General features: G+C 58.0%; 9 protein-coding genes. All 9 read right to left on the bottom strand.

Annotated elements, in window-relative coordinates:
* Positions 1-2: 2 nt before the first annotated feature.
* A complete protein-coding gene (locus MHI24_RS21070; protein WP_340021478.1) occupies positions 3-2,906 on the bottom strand; it encodes a sugar-binding domain-containing protein in 2,904 nt (967 codons plus the stop codon).
* 74 nt (positions 2,907-2,980) lie between these two features.
* On the bottom strand, positions 2,981-6,022 hold the full coding sequence (locus MHI24_RS21065; RefSeq protein ID WP_340021477.1) for a family 78 glycoside hydrolase catalytic domain: 3,042 nt from the start codon (positions 6,020-6,022) through the stop codon (positions 2,981-2,983).
* A 107-nt stretch (positions 6,023-6,129) separates the two neighbouring features.
* Positions 6,130-7,905, bottom strand: coding sequence for an extracellular solute-binding protein (locus tag MHI24_RS21060; protein WP_340021476.1), 1,776 nt, complete (start codon positions 7,903-7,905; stop codon positions 6,130-6,132).
* An 80-nt stretch (positions 7,906-7,985) separates the two neighbouring features.
* On the bottom strand, positions 7,986-8,906 hold the full coding sequence (locus MHI24_RS21055) for a carbohydrate ABC transporter permease (RefSeq protein ID WP_340021475.1): 921 nt from the start codon (positions 8,904-8,906) through the stop codon (positions 7,986-7,988).
* Positions 8,907-8,927: 21 nt separating this feature from the next.
* A complete protein-coding gene (locus MHI24_RS21050; protein WP_340021474.1) occupies positions 8,928-9,875 on the bottom strand; it encodes an ABC transporter permease subunit in 948 nt (315 codons plus the stop codon).
* Positions 9,876-10,087: 212 nt separating this feature from the next.
* Positions 10,088-11,917 (bottom strand): histidine kinase, encoded by a 1,830-nt coding sequence (locus tag MHI24_RS21045; RefSeq protein ID WP_340021473.1) that lies wholly within the window; start codon positions 11,915-11,917, stop codon positions 10,088-10,090.
* On the bottom strand, positions 11,914-13,536 hold the full coding sequence (locus tag MHI24_RS21040) for a response regulator (RefSeq protein WP_340021472.1): 1,623 nt from the start codon (positions 13,534-13,536) through the stop codon (positions 11,914-11,916). Before MHI24_RS21040 ends, MHI24_RS21045 begins: the two co-directional genes overlap by 4 nt.
* A 3-nt stretch (positions 13,537-13,539) precedes the next feature.
* A complete protein-coding gene (locus MHI24_RS21035; protein WP_340021471.1) occupies positions 13,540-14,946 on the bottom strand; it encodes a glycoside hydrolase family 140 protein in 1,407 nt (468 codons plus the stop codon).
* A gap of 25 nt (positions 14,947-14,971) precedes the next feature.
* Positions 14,972-16,876 carry a DUF2961 domain-containing protein gene (locus MHI24_RS21030; RefSeq protein ID WP_340021470.1) on the bottom strand — a complete coding sequence of 635 codons (1,905 nt, stop codon included), beginning with the start codon at positions 16,874-16,876 and terminating at the stop codon, positions 14,972-14,974.
* Positions 16,877-17,666: the final 790 nt, after the last annotated feature.

The raw sequence follows: 17,666 nt of genomic DNA, 5'->3' as shown, positions 1-17,666 counted from the left end.
CTCTATTGTTCATTCCGCACTGCGCCTTCTGCTTGAGCGAACCGGACCGCCGCAGCGTTCCAGGCACTTAGCGTTACGCCGTCCAGAGAAATATCCGGTCCGGCTGTATATGGAACCCGCCGCTCTTCTCCCGGCTGCAGACCGAAATCGTTATCTTCAAGGAAACAGCTCCAGTCTTCCGGGAAACCGCTGATTGTCACTCTGACCGCCGGAACAGTGCCGGTGTTGCGTATGATAAAAGCTCCTCCATCCGCTGTCCGCTCGGCTTTCCCTTCCAGTACAGCGGGCGGTAAAGCCAGCAGCGGCGCGGACGGCAGATGGGCATACAGTTCAAAGGCACGCTGCGCCTCTGTACCTGAGTATTCGTTGCAGTCCTGAAGATGGCTGCGTTCAAACGCAAGCAGCTCTTCCGGCTTGGACTGGGCGTTGAAGAAATACCATTGATCCGACAGCAGGCTGCCGTTCTCTGCATGGAGCGTAACCGCTGCAATAAAGGGACGGATGAGTTCTTCGGACGGCAGCTCCATGGAGAGTCTGTCAATGTGCAGGGCGGTTCCCGGCTCCAGCCTCAGGCCCTCATAACGGTAAATGCCCATTTTGGTTAACCCGCTGTTATACAAGGTGACCGTGACGGAGGCTCCGGTTAACCCGGCCGGCGTATCGCTGACCGCATACAGCCCGGCTTCAAACCGCTCTCCTGCCTGCCAGCCGTCCGTTTTGGCCAAGGTCAATGAGACGTTCTCCGGCCGGCAGGACTGCTTGGCCCGGTAATAGGACAGCTTGGGCGAACCGTAGAAATCGACAATCCCCCAGGAATGACCCGGAAACAGATCGGTGAATTTGTAATACCAGAAACCGGTGCAAGCTCCGCCGGTCTGCGCCCGCTGCATATCCGCCGTAAAGCGGATGGAATCTCCCTGCGCCGTCTGGGAATACCGGATATAATCGTCCCAGCTCCTGATCGGCCCGTACGCGCCATAGCGCATCACTTTGATGATATCTTTTAGCCCGAACTGGTGAAAATGGGCCTTCCAGCCCCGGCTGTCCTCCGTAGGCGGAAACGAGGCCAGCTCTTCCTCTGGGACGAAACGCAGGCAGCTGGACCTGCCGGGCATGCTGGGAATGCCGAATTCCCCGTAGAATACGGACGGCATCGCCAGCGTTGACTCATCCAGCGGTTCCCCGCCGTGATACACATTCCAGTTATGCATACTCCCGCCCCAGGGATCGGTCCGGTGGAACGGCCGGGACGGATCGAAGCCGCGGCAGCGCCTGCCCGTCAGGAACAGTCCTTCATCCGCGCCGCCGTGACGGCCGTTCTCGTTGCCGCCGCCCCACATGACGAGCGAGGGATGATTGCGCAGCCGCTTCACCGCGCCGGTCACCTGACGGTCGATGACGCCGAGGTCGGTATGCGGCGAATCCGGGGGACCCCAGCAGAGCGGGAATTCCTGATAGACCATAATGCCTTTCTCATCGCACAGCCGGTAGAACATTTCGCCTTCGACTAGCCCGCCGCCCCAGGCCCGCAGCATTCCGACATGTCCCCGGCGCGCCAGCTCCAGCAGCCGTTCATACAGCTCCTCACTCTGCTCCAGCAGCGGGTCCGGCCAGCACCAGTTCGCCCCCTTGATAAACATCGGCACCCCGTTAATCACGAACTGCCAGCGGTAGTGCTCTTCAGGCTGACTTGCGGCGGCCGGAAGCATTTCGAGCGTCCGGATGCCAAAGACAGTGGAAGCCGCCGATACGGTGCCCGCCTCATCCGCAGCCGGGCTCAGCTCCAACCGGTATAACGCCTGTTCGCCGTAACCGGACGGCCACCAAAGAGACGGGCTGCTGATGCGGACCTCCGTCCGGAGACGGTTTACGCCATATGAGACCGTAACTTCATTAGTGAAGCGGTGTTCACCAGTTAATCCGTTTACAGACGGGCCGTCTTGTCTGCGAATGATGCCTTCCACGGTAACCGGAACCGGCTCCGCTTGACTGCTGATCACCGAATACTCCACGGCCAGCACCGCCTCATCCGGGCTGATGGAGACTGTAGCCACGTACGGATCGGTTACCTTCAGCTCCGCTTCGGCCCGCACGAGCACATCCCTCCAGATACCCATAGAGATCAGATGTCCGTAATGCCAGCCGAAGCCGGGACTGCCCTTCAGCAGGCCGTTCCAGGACTGCGGAGCCTGATCGACACGGACCACCACCTCGTTCGGAGCGCCGAACAAGGCCAGCCCGGTAATATCAAGCTCAGGCCCGCCGAACATCCCCTTGTGATGGCCAAGGGATACTCCGTTGACGAACACGGTGGCGGAATAGTCGATGCCCTCGAACGAAAGCGTCAGACGGCGGCCCCGCCATTCCCCCGGCAGCTCAAACGACCTCGCGAACCACCAGTCCCTTGTCTCGGCGCGCGTGCGGCGGAACCAGACCGGCGTTTCCGGCGGCTGCCCGTGCTCCTCCAGTTCGTCGAGCATATTAGAGTTCCAGAAGGGGTCCTTCATCAGCCCCAGCTCAAGCAGCGCTTTCTGCACCGTTCCCGGCACATGGACCTCATGCCAGCCGCTGCGGTCGCAGCCGGGCTTATACCAGCCTTCCTCCATCCCTTCAGCGGCTGTGGCCTTGCGGCCGAACCAGCCGGTATTGGGCGGCGGATCACCCGGATCGCCGGGAGCGCCGTCTCTCATCCGCCAGGTCCCGGAAAGCGGGAGCGTCCCGGCTGAAGAGGCTTCTCCAGCCTGAGATCCCTCCGCCAGGCGCGCGGCAGCTGATCTTACAGGGACCCGGCTCTCCGCTTCAATCAGCGAATCGCCATGCAGAGAAGACCGGGCATACGCTTCATCTTGAATTTCATCGAGATATCGAACGCCAGCTATAGGGCGGTAGCAGGAAATGTCGGCCATAATCGGCAACCTCTTTTCGTAACGTTATGACTTGATTGAACCGTACCGGATGCTGCTTCGGGATACAAGCCGGTCTACAGCACGGTTACCGAGACCTGCGGCTTGAAGCCGTCCGGGGGCTGAATGTCGAGCGCAATGTCATGCGGAGCGGTCACCTCCAGCCGGAAGACGGGGGCTCCGTCCTCCTCCGCGATGCTCCACTCCACATCGATCCGGCCGCCTCCGGGCAGCGGAACCGCACCCTTGGCCCAGCGCAGATCGCCCGGCTGAGGCGAGATCAGCACCCGGCTCCAGCCCGGCGCTGCCGGGCGGATGCCCAGTACCCATGCTCCGAGGAAATAACCCGGAGCCGCCGACCAGGCATGGCAGTGGCTGCGGGTGAGCAGCTGCGGATTCGCCCGGTTCTCCTTGAAATTCGGGTACATTTCCCAGCAGGCCGTCGCCTCATGCTCGATCATCTGCCCGTAAACCGTGCGCATATCGTCCAGCATCAGCTGCACATTGCCGGCCTGAGCCAGCGTCTCGTAGTAGAAAAAGGCCATAAACGGACTCCCGATTCCGACAAAATCACCAGGCGGACCGGCCAAATACCGGACAAGCCGTTCCTTCCGCTCACCCTCCGCCGCCCCGCAGAGCAGCGCCATTACCTGGGTCTGCATGCTGTACGACACGGACGCCGTTCCGTCAGGATATATGCAGTCGACATAAGCCTGCCGTTCCTCCGACCACAGGTGGCGGTTGACCGCCTCCTTCAGAGCTGTGGCGGCCTGCCGGTAACGCCCGCTCTCCCCGGCTGCGCCGCCCATTGCGGCAAGCTCTGCCGCATCCTGCAGCGTGCGGACAAGCACTGCATTCTGATGGGTGACAATGCCGTCATTCGGCTGCTCGATCGGCGCCCAGTCCAGCAGATTCCAGGCTTTTATATGGAGAAGACCTCTGCTGTCGATATGCTCCAGGTAGCGGTCCAGCGTCAATCTGACCTTAGGCCACATCCCGGCGGCGAACCGGGTGTCCCCGGTATGCCGGGCATATTCCAGACAGGCCGTGACCCAGAAGAAGGTCCAGTTCGGAATTACGCTGCTCCAGCCGCCCGGAACCTGGTCGGCATACAGCCCGCCGGTCTGCCGCGCAGAGCCGGGAACGAGCTCAAGGCATCTTTTGACCAGATCGGCTGCACCGAAGAGGTAATAGTTCACCAGCGCCGCATTCCGGCTGTCTCCGACCCAGAACACCTGCTCATAGGCGGGACAATCCACGAAGGTATCCTCCATGCATACCCGGGTGGTATGGCGGCTGATTTCCCATATATCGTTTAACAGGGCGTCGGAGCAGTGGAAACGGCCGATGTCCGCCGCCGGGTAGTTGCTCTGGAGAATCCGGCAGCTGTAGAGCTTCACCGGCCGGTCCGCCCCGCGCACTGTTATCATCACGTAGCGGAGCCCGCGCCGCACGGGCGATGTATAGCTCTGCCGCCCCTCCCGGCAAATATAACGGAGCGTATTGTCCAGCCCGTAAGTGTCCTGGCGCCATCCCTTGCTGTAATACTCGAAGCCGTAACAATCGATGATGGCACCGGCCTGCGCCTCTACTTCAAAGGTCAGGTAACCGGACCATTCCCGTCCGAAGTCGAGGATCAGCTCGGTATCGGTCAGGAGCCTGGCTTCCTGCTGCGGATTGCCGGGCCGGGCCGGGCCTATTACTGCAGGCACTGGATTGGCTATGCACACATTGTGCATTTGCGCGGGTACGGGCCGGGGAACCTCTTCACTCTTCCAGACGCAAGCGGCGAACACGGAGCAGTCTGAGGTGAGCGCTGCCTCAAACGGCCGGATATAATCCGTATAAGCATCCAATCCGGACGCATCCTGCAAGAGACGGAAGCCTTCGTAGACACCCAGGTCCGGAAAAGCAGCGGTATCCCATTCCCTGCCGCCTCCAAACCCGCGGTATTCCTGCAGCGGATGGGCGTCCGCCAGGTGATCGATATGGGTGCGCAGGCCAAACGGACCGGCCAGAATGAAGGGCGACGGCTCCGTGCGGCCGGTCAGCGGTGATACCACCTCGAAGGGCTGCGGGCAATCGATGCCGAAATGTAATCCCGCTCCATGATCAGAGCCGGCCAGCTCAATTGCTGCGAAATTGTCCCCCTGACGGAGCAGCACCCGCTGATACCGCTCGGGCTGCTCTCCCTCCATCTCTTGGCCGGAGTAATAACGGCCGTTTACGCTCAAGCCCCGCAGCGGGCCAAAGCCGTTAACGAAGCCAAACACGGCTTCACATCCGCTTGCGGCGCGAATCGTAAATGCGGCATAACCGGCGAACGATACCGGATTGGCATGCAGTGCCGCTCCGGGCTCCATCGCCTGCCTCACATCGAGGAAGGCCGTCCAGGAGACGGGCTTGACGCTCTTCAGCGATTCCACCCGTACCGGCCAGACCTCCTGTTCGGTCAGTTCGGGGAGGCTGGACGGCACAAGCGCCGTCCACGGCCCTTCCCCCGGCCCGGCGGTCACCCGTGCCGGTTCCCAGGCGGCGTCAAGCTCCGCCTCGGCAAGCGGGCCGGCCCAGTCCGGGTGCCAGCGCTGTCCGTCCACCCGCTCCGCGAATCCGAGCTGGCAGGACATCCGCGGCGCCCGGCGTTCATAGCCGCCGTGGGCCGCCGTCAGCCAGGAAGCGTCCGTCCCGAGCACGAAGCGCCGTACTTCGCCCCCGCTGTCCGAATCCCCAGCAGTGTCCGGAGCAGCCTCAACCGTATCAAGCTGGGCCAGCAAGCCGCCCCGGCCCGGAACATAGGCAAAGGTAGCCGTTCCGAAGCTGATCACGAGCACGGCCACGGTATTCCTGCCGCTGTGCAGCAGATGGCCGACCTCATGCACGTGATAGCTGAGCTGCTCCGGCCAGGAGCGCGCCGGTCCCCGGCCGCATAACACGCCGTTTACATACAGCACATACCGGGCATCCGCCGTGATGGACAGCTCGGCACTCCCGCCTTGCCAGGCGGCCAGCTCCACCTCCCGCCGGAAGCAGCGCCACTCGTTGCGCGGCCAATCCTCCGGACCGCCCCAAATCCAGGACGCTGTCCATTCCGTATCCGGGCGCTCTTGATGCAGCATCATGCTTACCAACTCCTTTCCGGTAAACGGTAAGAGGAGAGCTAAAGCCTGCCGGCTTTAGCTCCGCTCTACCCTCTATCGTATTGTGTGCAGTATAAGCTCTCCCCGATTTACAGCCCGTGTTCCGTTCTGAGCTTCTTAACCTCCTCGTTATACCATGCGGTGAACTCGTCGGCGCCGCCTTTCTGGAACGCCTTCAGCGCCGCCTGCTTGTTGGCTTCGAATGTCTTATCATCCTTGCTCAGAATGATCTTGGCGGCTTCGCGGGCGGCAAGCTCCTTCAGCTCGGCTTCCTGCTTCTTCAGGGCATCGGTCAGCGTTACGCCCGGAACCGTGTTGCGCTTAATGATCTCGTCATCCGACATCCCGTTCATCCACGTGGTGAACGTATCCAGCTTGCCTTCGTCGATCAGCTTCTTGAATACTTCGCCCGAATAAGAGGCGCCGAAGTGCTGGGCGAAATCCTTCTCCAGCGGAGTAGCCGCCTTCGCCAGCGCTTCCTCCGAGGTGAACAGGTCAACCGGCATCTTATCATCCGGGTTGATCATATCGCCGCCGAGGCCGATAATGTTGCGGTCGAGCGACAGGCCGGTTGCTTCATACGGAGCCCCGCCGGCGGCCTTCAGTGCAAGCGTCTCATCGGTCAGCACCGGCTTGCCGTCCACCATGTTCCAGTGCGTGCCTTCAACGCCGTTATACATCGTTCTTGCGCCTTCGTAAGAGAAGATGTAGTTCAGGAATTCCATCGCTTTCTCGGGATTCTTGGAGCTCTTGGAAATGGCGTACGCCTTATCCTGCCAGCCCAGCGGATTCACAGCCCCGGTCCAGGCCAGCTTCCCGGCGGGCACTACGATGTAGCCTTTGCCGTCGGCAGCGTGCTGGGCGTTGAAGTCGCCCATTGCCCAGGTCGCGGGTCCGACCACGATCTGGCCGGCCGTCGCTTTGGCCATGTAGTCGTTATTCTTCATCGTCAGCGAGTCGGGATCAAGCAGTCCCCGGCGGTTCGCTTTATTGTAGAAGTCCATCGCTGTCCAGAAGTTGGACGATTCATCCGTCAGCGTGCTGATGAATTCGCTTCCGCCAACCAGCGATGCCGTCAGGTCGCTGGTGGACCCGCTCAGCTTGTTGAAGATAATCGGCGGAATCAGGTACGGCCACAGCCCCCAATCCTGCCACATGGACACGCCGTATACCTTTTTGCCGTCCTCGGTTTGCGGGTGCTTCTGTACAATCTGCTCCACCACATCCAGCAGATCGTCCATCGTGTTGATTGCGGGAGCGCCGATTTCCTTATACCAGTCCCAGCGGATCGTAGGGCCGATCGTGATCGGGGCAATGGAGGTGCCGGGCTTGGACTGAACCTGAGGCGGCAGGAAGTACAGGCTGCCTGTGCCGTTGCTCCAGTTCTTCTTGCTGTATTCCACTACGGTTCCGATATTCGCGCTGATATCCTTGCCGTGCTCAGCCAGCATATCGTCCAGCGGCACGATCAGGTTGCCTTCGATCAGCTGCTTCTGGAACTTGTTCACATCGGTTCGGACAATATCAGGCAGATCGCCGCCGGCCAGCAGAACGTTGAATTTGTTCTCATCGGCCTCTACGTATTCAATTTTGACGCCGAGCTTGTCGGCAATCGCCTTGGCGACCACGCTGTCCTGATGGGTATTCCATTTGGAGCCGGTTTCCATGATCAGCACGCGCAGGGTAACCTGCTCCTTGGCCGCCCCGGAATCAGTAGCTTCCGCACCGGCCGAATTCGTGCCCCCGGCGGGCGTGGGGCTTGCGGCATTCCCTCCGCCGTTGTTACCGTTCGAGCAGGCGGACAGCGCCAGGGATGCAGTCATGAGCGAAGCGAGGAGCAGTTGGAGCGTTCTTCTTTGTCTCATTCGGATAACCCTCCTGTGTAAATGGTCTATAATTATCGGCGATCGCCGGATAATCCCTTGTTGTATTCTTCCAGCCCGCCTCAGCCTTTAACCGCACCCATCATGATCCCTTTGACAAAATACCGCTGCAGCATCGGATACACCAGCACGATAGGAAGCGTTACGATCATCGTAATCGTCATCCGGATCGACTGCGGCGTCAGCGTCCGCACGAGATCGCCCCGGGAGAGCTGCTCGGTCGTCATATTGGACAGGTTGCTTGACTGGTTCAGGAAGTTGTACAGCACCAGCTGCAGCGTCTGCAGCTTCGGATTCTCGACCAGAAAAAAGTTGTCGAACCAAGTGTTCCACTGGGCCACCGCCGCAAATACAGCAATGGTAGCAATAATCGGCATCGACAGCGGAAAGATGATGCTTGTGTAGACTTTGAAGTAACCGGCACCATCGATTTTGGCCGATTCCTCCAGCGAAGCCGGCAGCTGTTCGATGAACGTTTTGATCAGGATAATGTTAAAGCCCGAAATGGCGCTCGGAATGATGTACAGCAGAAAGTTATTTTGCAGCCCGTACGTCTTCATCGTCAGATACCAGGGAATGAAGCCGGCGTTGAAATACATCGTAATCAGCACGAACCGGTAGATCATCTTGCGCAGCGGCATTTCGTTCTTTGTAATGAGATAGGCGAAGAACGAACAGCTGAAGACGGTAATGAGCGTGCCCAGCACCGTCCGGGCGACAGTCACGATCGCCGCATCGGCGATGCCCGGGAGCTTGACCGTGGCTTTGTAGGCTTCTAGCGAGAAGCCGGCAGGCCAGATGAGTACGCCCTTCTGGGCTTCAATCGGATCGCTGACTGAGTAGATAAAGATGTAATAGAACGGATAGATCGTCACGATGACCAGCAGGGTCAGAAAAAGATAGTTGCATACGGTGAAGGCGGCATCCTTCCAGTCCATCCGTCTGCGCCGCGGGTAGACCTGCGTTTCTTCATAGGTGCTCATGGGGCTTGGCTCCTTTCCTGGTTATACGATACCTTGACCGCGGAACTTCTTCGAGAGGAAATTCACGGTAAAGAGCAGAATTACGCTGATAGCGGTCTTGAAGATCCCAACTGCTGTAGAGTAGGAGTAGTCGCCCGTCACCAGCCCGAGCCGGTACACATACAGGTCCAGCACCTCGATGCGGTCGGCAATCATGACGTTGCTGAAGATCAGGTATTGCTCGAAGCCGGCGGACAGCAGATTGCTGACGGACAGCAGCAGCAGTACGATGAAGGTCGGCATAATGCTCGGCAGTGTGATATGCCAGATGGAGCGGAAGCGTCCGGCTCCGTCCACCTTGGCCGCGTCATACTGCTCGCTGTCGATACCGACAATGGCGGCCAGGTAGATGATTGCGCTCCAGCCGACCCCTTTCCACAGCAGCAGCATCGTCTGCACCGTCCATACCCGTTCGTAGTTGCCCAGTACGTCCACCGGCGGACTGCCGATGCCCGTCTTCATCATCATCGAGTTGACGGCACCCTCCGTGCTGAACATACTGAACGCCAGCGAGAATACGATAATCCAGCTGATATAGTGGGGAAGCGTCGACACGGTCTGGACGAGCCGCTTGAACCAGCCGGAGCGCACCTCCGAGATCAGGATGGCCAGCAGCATCGGAATCGGCGCGGTCGCGATGGACAGCAGGCTTAAGGCCAGCGTGTTCACCAGCACCGGTCCCATCCGCGGATCGGTCAGCATTGAGCGGAAATTCTCCAGTCCCAGGAAAGCGGAATGGCTCAGCGGAATGCCCGGCTTGTAATCAAAGAATGCGTAAATCCAGCCGAACAGCGGCACGTAACTGAAAGCGAAGGTGAACAGCACGAACGGCAGGGCCAGCAGCAGCAGTGTAATGCCGTCTTTGCGCAGCAGCCTGGCGGGCTTTTTGGCCTTGACGGGCTTTGATTTTGCGGTGTAGGTGTACTCCATGGCGGTTCTCCTTTTCCTTGTTCGTTCTCTTTGCTTAACTAAATGATAGCGCTTTCTATCCTGTGCTTGAATGAAAGATCTTCCGTTCCTCTTGAAAAAAAGCGGCCCGCCTCCGCCTCTGCTTGAACGATTTTGCGAACGACTTGAACAAAAAAAGCTTCCAAGCGTTACGCCGGATCAGCGGCTTGCTTGAAAGCTTTTATCAAACCTTGTTAGTCCTCCTGGAGCCTTCTTGCCGGCAGACTTACCCGCACCTCAGCCCCCTGCTCCCTCGGCACGAAACGGACGCCATAGTCCGGGCCGTAATACAGATGAATCCGCTTGTTCACATTGTTCAGGCCGATGCCGCTGCCCCCGCCGCCCGGCTTGGGCGACTCGCCTCCGGCAAGCTTATCGTTCAGCTCCCGCACCCTGTCTTCGTCCAGCCCGGTACCGGAGTCCGTTACGATCAGATGCAGCGTCTCCCCGGCAAGCTCGGCCCCGATTCCGATCACAATGGCGAACTCCTCATTCTGGCGGCCTGAAGCGATCGAATTCTCCACCAGCGGCTGCAGAATAAAGCGGGGAACCAGACAGTCCATCAGCGCCTCGTCCACCTCTACCTCAAAGGCAATGCTGTTGTTGAAGCGCATGTTGATAATTTTCATATAGTTGTCCAGATAGGACAGCTCGTCCCGCAGCGTGCACATGGAATCCTTGCTGGAGAAGACGGGGCGCAGAATATTGCCCAGAGCCACAATCGTATGGACGATGTTGTCCGCCTTGACGATAACGGCCATCCAGCGGATCATGTTCAGCGTGTTGTACAGAAAATGCGGATTGATCTGGTACTGCAGCGCTTCGATCTCCAGCTCCCTTTTTTTCTCCTGGATTTCGTTGTTCTTGTCCACCAGCTCCACCATGCTCAGCGACATCTCGTTGAACCGGCGGATGACTGTGCCCAGCTCGTTGTTCGGAATATGCTCCAGCGTAACGCCAAGCTCGCCGCGGCTCATATCCTTCATTCGGAGCGAGAGCAGATGCAGCGGCTTGATAATCCGGCGCAGCCAGAAATAGGAGACGATAAAGATGACCAGCACGCTGAGCACAAAGACAATCACCAGCATCCGCTGCACGCCGTAAATCTGCTCGGAGTATTGGCTTAACGGAATTTCCTTCAGCAAATACCAGCCGCCGTCCGTGAGCTTGTAATACACCACCTGTACGCTGCGCCCGCCCGAATGACCGTCGATGCTGCCGTACTGGACACCTTCCTTCTCTCCCGGCACAAAGGGGCTTTTCGTTCCGATCCGTTCAGGCACGCTGGAGGAGACGATCTTGCCGCTGCCATTAACGATATACATATCCCCTTCGGCTTTGTTGAGCGCAGTCGCGTAGATGGACACCAGATACCGCTCGTCGATGTTAAAGATCAGGGTGGCGCTGGTCGTCGGGTCGTAGATGGCGCGCGTGCCGCGCATCAGGCTGATCAGATGCCCGTCGTCCGGCCCGGTAAGATAGGGGTTGTAGAACGATTTTTGAATGCCGGCTTCGATAATCAGCTTCGGGTACATTTCCAGCGTCCGGCGGAAGGGCTCTGAAGAGAAAAAGCTTTGCTGCCACTCCTCCTTAGAGTAGACGAGCGTGCGGGTTGCGCTCCCGCCGACGACGCCGAGATTATCCGCCGTAATATACACGGAATCAATATAGCTGTAATTATCGATGAAATCCGCGATGACGCGCTGGACGTCGTTTTTGGATTCCAGGAATTCAATTTCGGTTTTTTCCGATATCTTATACAGAAACCGCTGGATGCCATCGTCCCTTAAGAACAGCAGCGACAGCCGGTCCACCTCGCTCACCAGCCCCGTGATGTTGTGGTCGAGCTGCTGGAACTGCTGATAGAGGAGACGTTCGTTCTGGTCCTTCACCATATTCTGCATATACGAAAAAATAAAATAAGAAGCCCCGGCCAGCACGGCGAGGCTGATCACCATAATATACACGATGAGCTGCGTCCGGAGCTGCCGGGAGAAGAAGATCGACCGGGCGAGCGACTTCATGCTCTCCTCTTTGGCTCAGACAGCAGCTGTCTGCGGTATTCATTCGGGCCCAGGCCCGTTATTTTCTTGAACACTTTGCTGAAGTACGTATATTCCGGGGAAAAACCGACCTGGACGGCGACATCGGACGATTTCAGCTGGCTCTCGGCCAGCAGCTCCTTCGCCCGCTCAATCCGGTAGCGGTTCAAATAATCGATATAGGAAATCTGCAGCTCTTTACGGAACAGATTGCTTAAGTAGCTGAAGCTCAGGCCGACATGGTCGGCAACATTTTGCAGGCTGATATTCTCCGTGTAATGGCGTTTGATATACTGGATGGCCCGCGTAATTTCATCGCTCATCTGTAAGCGTTTACCAATGTGTTCAGCCAGTGTCTCAATATACACATTCACCTGGTCCAGCATATCGGGCAGCGTATCGCAGTCCTCCAGGTTCTCTGTGATGCTGATCAGCAGCGTTTGTTCATTATGGCTGTCATCGTACAGATTGGTGCTGATCCATTGAACGAACTGGAACAGCATCATTTCCAGCGTCTTTCGGTCTCCTTCCATCTCCCGCTCGAACACATCCAGATAGGCGTCGTATTCCTTCTGCTTAAGCGGCGAGAGCAGCTCGCGGATGGCGGCGTTCGTCCGCAGCAGCGCAAGCCGGGTCCGCACTCCCGCCGGGACGGGCCGCCGGCTGCCGCGGTGATGCAGTCCCGGTCCGGAGATGAATTTGTGCTCCAGCGCGTGCTGCGCCTCTGCGTACAGCTTCGGCAGTGAATCGTAACCGCCGCGGATGCCGCTGATGCCAAACGATACGGAGCTGTTGAAATACAGGGAGATCATCTCCTGGATATGACCGAGAATGGTCCCGGTCTCCTTGACGATCGCCTGCTCGGACAGCATGTCGGCAAAAGGCATAACAAGCGCATAATGCCGGTCGTTCATCTGAAACGCTTCCCCTCTGCGGTGGGCGGACAGGATCTCGCCCAGCATATTAAGCAGCGACATCTTCACCAGATGGCCGTGCTCGTCGCGGAAACGCTCCTTAAGCAGTGAATAGCGGTCCACCTCCATCACGCAGACCGTGAGCCGCACCGGTGACAATCTCAGCCCGCTCTGCTCGGCGAAACGGCCGAATTCCTGCGCCGAGAAGATCCGGTAGAACAGGAAATCCTTGAACACTTTCTCCTTCACCAGCTCCAGGCTGGATAAGGAGACGCCGGACTCCTCCCGTCCGCCGCTCCGGTCCTCCTGGCGGTCCAGCTCCTCCCTGACCCGGCGCAGCACATCCTCAATCTCCTGCTCGGTCATCGTCAGCTTCAGAATATAGCTGGAGACGTCAAGAGCCAGCGCCTTACGCGCCAGCTCAAATTCTTCCAGACAGGACAGCACAACGACCCGCGTATTCTTGTCGGTCTTGCGTATATTGGCAATGAGCTCCATGCCGTCCATCTTGGGCATGCAGATATCGGTAATGACCACATCGGGCTTCTCGCGCTCGTAGTAATCCCAAGCGGCCTGGCCATCCGGAAAATCGGCGGTTACTTCCAAATCGAATTTGCTCCATTCGACCGAATTCTTAAGCCCGATCCGAACGAGCATTTCATCCTCGACGATCATCACCTTATACATGCCTCATACCCCCTCTAGTATCAGTACCCAGTCATTTCCTCTTCCGCTGTTCGGGGCAGCAAAGCGTTGTATACCTTCGTTCGGCACCCGTTCCCCCGGGATAATCAGCTCTTCCCTGGGGGAGTACCAGGAGGCCACGGCTTCCTTGCCCTCAATATAACCCATGACGGCATCGACATACAAGCCATTCGGACAATAAATGAAAGCGGTTGTAGAAGTTTGTGCAGCAGTCATATAGTTGGCGCCGCCGAAATTGGTGGCAATTAGCATTTGGTTCGGTGCGAAGCCATCGCCGAGATGAGGCTCCAGCAGCCTGCGGAGATGCCGCATCTGTTCCGCGCCCGGACGGCGGAGCGCCTCGCGCCAGGACATAATGAAGAAGGGGCCGGGCTCCGTAAACCCGGAGGTGTCATGCCTTCCTTCGCACATCGACCATACCGAATGATGGCCGTAGGTATGGCCGAACGCGCCGGATAGCATCGCATAATAGGCGGCCCTGCGGACATCGGCTGCGTCGAAATAGCCGTTAGCTTCATTAAAGCCGACCGGAATATCCTCATAGCAGGGCTCGGCGTCCACTGTCGGCTTGACGGGCTCCCTGGCGTAGTCGCTCTGCACCCTGACGTAATTGGTGATCTCCCGTTCTCCGTGCCCCGACTGGATCATATTGAAATCCAGCCACTGCTCATCATGCAGATGGTGCGACGAGGATTCCGCCCCTTTGGGGTGGAAGGTCATGAGCTGCTCGGCTCCTCCTTCCTTCAGGCCCTTCGCCATACCGTTCACAACATCGAAATGGCGGCTTGTAGTTAGGGTCCGGTCGCCGCCCAGCACCCAGATCACGTTGGTTTGGGTTTTGTACCTTCCCCCCAGCCACCTGCCGTAAGCGGCCGCGTTATCCGCCGTGAAAATTTCCGGCCCCTTGCCGCCAATCCGGTTGAACTTGTCGCCCCAGGTGGGCAGAAGGGCGATGTACAGTCCTAACTGCTCCGCAGTATCCATGATGAAATCGGCGTGGTCCCAATAGGAATACGGTCCGTCCAGATCGGGACGCTGCGGATCGGGCTGCCCTTCATCATTCATCCCGAGCGGCAGCCGTCCGTAGGCATTGCCGGTCGTGACTCCCGCGAACTCGGCGAGCAGCACCGCCTGTATGACCGTGAAGCCCTGCCCGGCGCGGGTCCGCAAATACAGCTCCGCATCCTCGCGGCTCAGCCGGTGGAACAGCTCCCAGGCGGTGTCCCCGAGCCAGAAGAACGGAGCGCCGTCCGCCGTCTCCAGGTAGCGGCGGTTCGCGGAGACCTGCAGCGGCTTCAGTCCGTATGCACCGCTGCCGGGCTCCGTGCGTGTAGCCTCAGCATTTTTTAAATCAGACTCTTTAGACTCGTTGCTTAAGTTCGTGTGTTCCATCCCTTTGTCACGCCCCTTATATGATCTACAGCATCGAGTACACCCAGTACCTGAACTCGTTCCAGACTCTGGCTTCGCCTTCCTGGACGAATTCCAGCCGGATGCGCAGATGCCTTTTGCCGGCAGTGTACTTCTCCGGGATATCGAATTCATCCTCCAGCCAGCGTTTGTACGGGTTCCGGTCCGGATAATACCAGCTTCGTTCAGCAACCTTGACGCCGTCCACAAACACGTCCGCCTTCTGCCGGGCGGTCATCTGATCGCTCCTGCGCCGCAGCCTGACGCCGCGGTTGTCTTCGTGTACCGTCACGGTGAACTCGCTGGCGATTTCCGTTTCATGCCCGGTGTCAGCGATGAGGACATCATCCCGGTCGCCCTCATAATAACTGTCCAGCGTGTAGTAGCCCCGGCTGCCTTCGCTCTTATACTCATGTACGCCCTCCGACGCTTTGCTGCCGATGTCGATCTCGTCCGTCAGCACCATCCCCGGCTCATCCACGCCGTAATATAGCAGCGCCCCCGAATGCTCCAGATACTGGTTGTTAAACTCTCCCGCTTCAATCCCGAAAACAAGCTCCGTCCGGAACGGATACCAGTCTCCGCTGCACAGCCGGATCATGGACCAGGGATTGTCGGGCAATCCGTCATAAGCGCTTGAGGGGTTGCTCTCAGGCGGCGTCGGGAAGCCCCAGCCGTAGCAGACCCAGCTCTCGGAGCCGTCACTCTCCACCTGCGGGGTAGCGCTGCCGTCAATATGCACCCGTACATCGCCCTCGCAACTAATTGTTCCGGGCCTCCGCGTATATCCGGTCACCTGGCCCGCCACCAGATGCCCTCTCCCCGCAAGCCGGCCGATGATGCTGTCCGTGCCCGGAGATGCTTTGCGGCTGTAATACGCCGAAGAGCGGAAATAACCGGTCTGGCTGCGCTTATAGAGCGGATTCCGCTCCTGTGTAACCCGGATTTCCCACTCCTTGAACGTGGCTGTCTGCTTCCCTTTGTTCACCAGCTCAATCACAGCGCTTTCCCAATATGGCATGGCAAAAAAGTTATATCCCCGCCCCGCCCCCGTAATCCCGTGGGAGAGCACGCCAACCGGATTCAGTCCCAGCTCGTTGCCGAACAGGATGCCAAGCGGACAATCGATATCCGGGCGTTCATGTCCGTCCCAGGTCGCCCGGACCCAGACATCACCCAATAATTCCGGAGTAAAGGCCTCCGGCAAGGCCTGAATGGAAGAGACGCTGCCCTGTGCCGTTTCGTTCAGTACGACCGCCGTTTCGCCGGGTTCAAGCACGAGACCCTGATACAGCCGGGATTCACTAATGACGTCAGGCTTCGGATCTGTTCCGGCCGCGCTCCACATGGCGGTCAGCCGGCTGTAGTCTTCTTTTCCCGTGAAGGTTACGAGATCTTCCGCTGAGCTGTAGGTATGATACACGACATGGCCCCAGCCCCCGTCGCCCTTCCCCGCGCCCTTCAGCCGGATATCCGAGGTAATTCTGCATGCCCCGGCAAACGGAATCGGCACAAAGCTGCGCACGACCCGGATCGGCCCCCGTCCTCCGTCCTCCGGTCCAAGGTAGGCGTCCGCCAGCGGCTTCAGGAACGGCGCCCTGCTGCCAAACTCTGACGGCTTGATTACCAGCCGCGGCTCCCGCTCATGGTCGAAGTAGAAACGGAATGTCGGCTCGGGGCTGTCGGGATATCTGTGCTGCACAAAATTGTAAATGCACCCCGGGCCGTCACAGTCAAATATGACCCATTCCTCCCCTTCCCGGTACAGCCACCAATCCCAGTCGGCATTATAGCCCTGCTTGTCGATGCTGCCCTCATAATGCACCTGCACGCCGTCCCGCAGCAGCGGCAGCAGATCAAAACGTTCCATATTGGCGATGCCTCTAAGTGAACCCGCTTGTTCCATGCTCATGCCATAACCTCCGTTTGAATGGTAAGAAGGACTATACCGGACCTGACTGCTCTTTAAAGGCTTAACCCGGCGCAAGTGCCAGGTTGTTGTGCTTCCATCTTAGCGCGCCCTCTTTGCCGTCCGCCACCGGATATTTCCTAAAAAGTTTCAAGTTTTCCGCCTTTCCGTTCAACCTGGAGGTTTGTATTTTTTATGGTTTCAAATCGCTGCATCGGGAACCCTCACTCCCGCAGCAATGATATGGATACTGTAGACGCTGGAACGGTAGTAACTGTATTTTGTACATTAGAATGCTGTAAAAGGGGCTTCGAAATAGAATCTATTGTATTCGGTACAATTGAATTTTGAATAAAGACCACTTATCGCCCAAAATGCCACATTCCACTGTATGAAATACAATAGAATCTCGTTTTACGGTCAAATATGAGTTTTCTATTGCACGAAATACAATCAGCAAATTTAAATTCAAGCGTAGAAGTCGGGGGTGAGTTCTGGTGGAGGTGCAGTAGCTGCTGCCTGATATCATCACTCCTGCCCCATTAAGGTACATTCTAGTTCCAAGCGATTAGCTTAATTGCAGTCTGTACAGCTATATCCTCTGATGTACCGCAGAATATCCGTTTAGTTGCATTTCGTACATCTAAAGTAGCTCTATCCCCCGGTTAGTAACCGTTCAGGCAAATTTAGTTGTATAGACTACAATTGGGGGAAGAAAGCCTGCCTTTTCACGGGTTTTAATTGTACAGAATACACTTATCTCTGAATGTTTGCTTCAAACGTAACCTCATAT

The sequence above is a fragment of the Paenibacillus sp. FSL K6-1096 genome, from assembly GCF_037977055.1.
Lineage (GTDB): Bacteria > Bacillota > Bacilli > Paenibacillales > Paenibacillaceae > Paenibacillus_AQ.
Note: the sequence above shows the minus strand (reverse complement) of the source record. Positions and strands in the feature narration are given on the sequence as shown.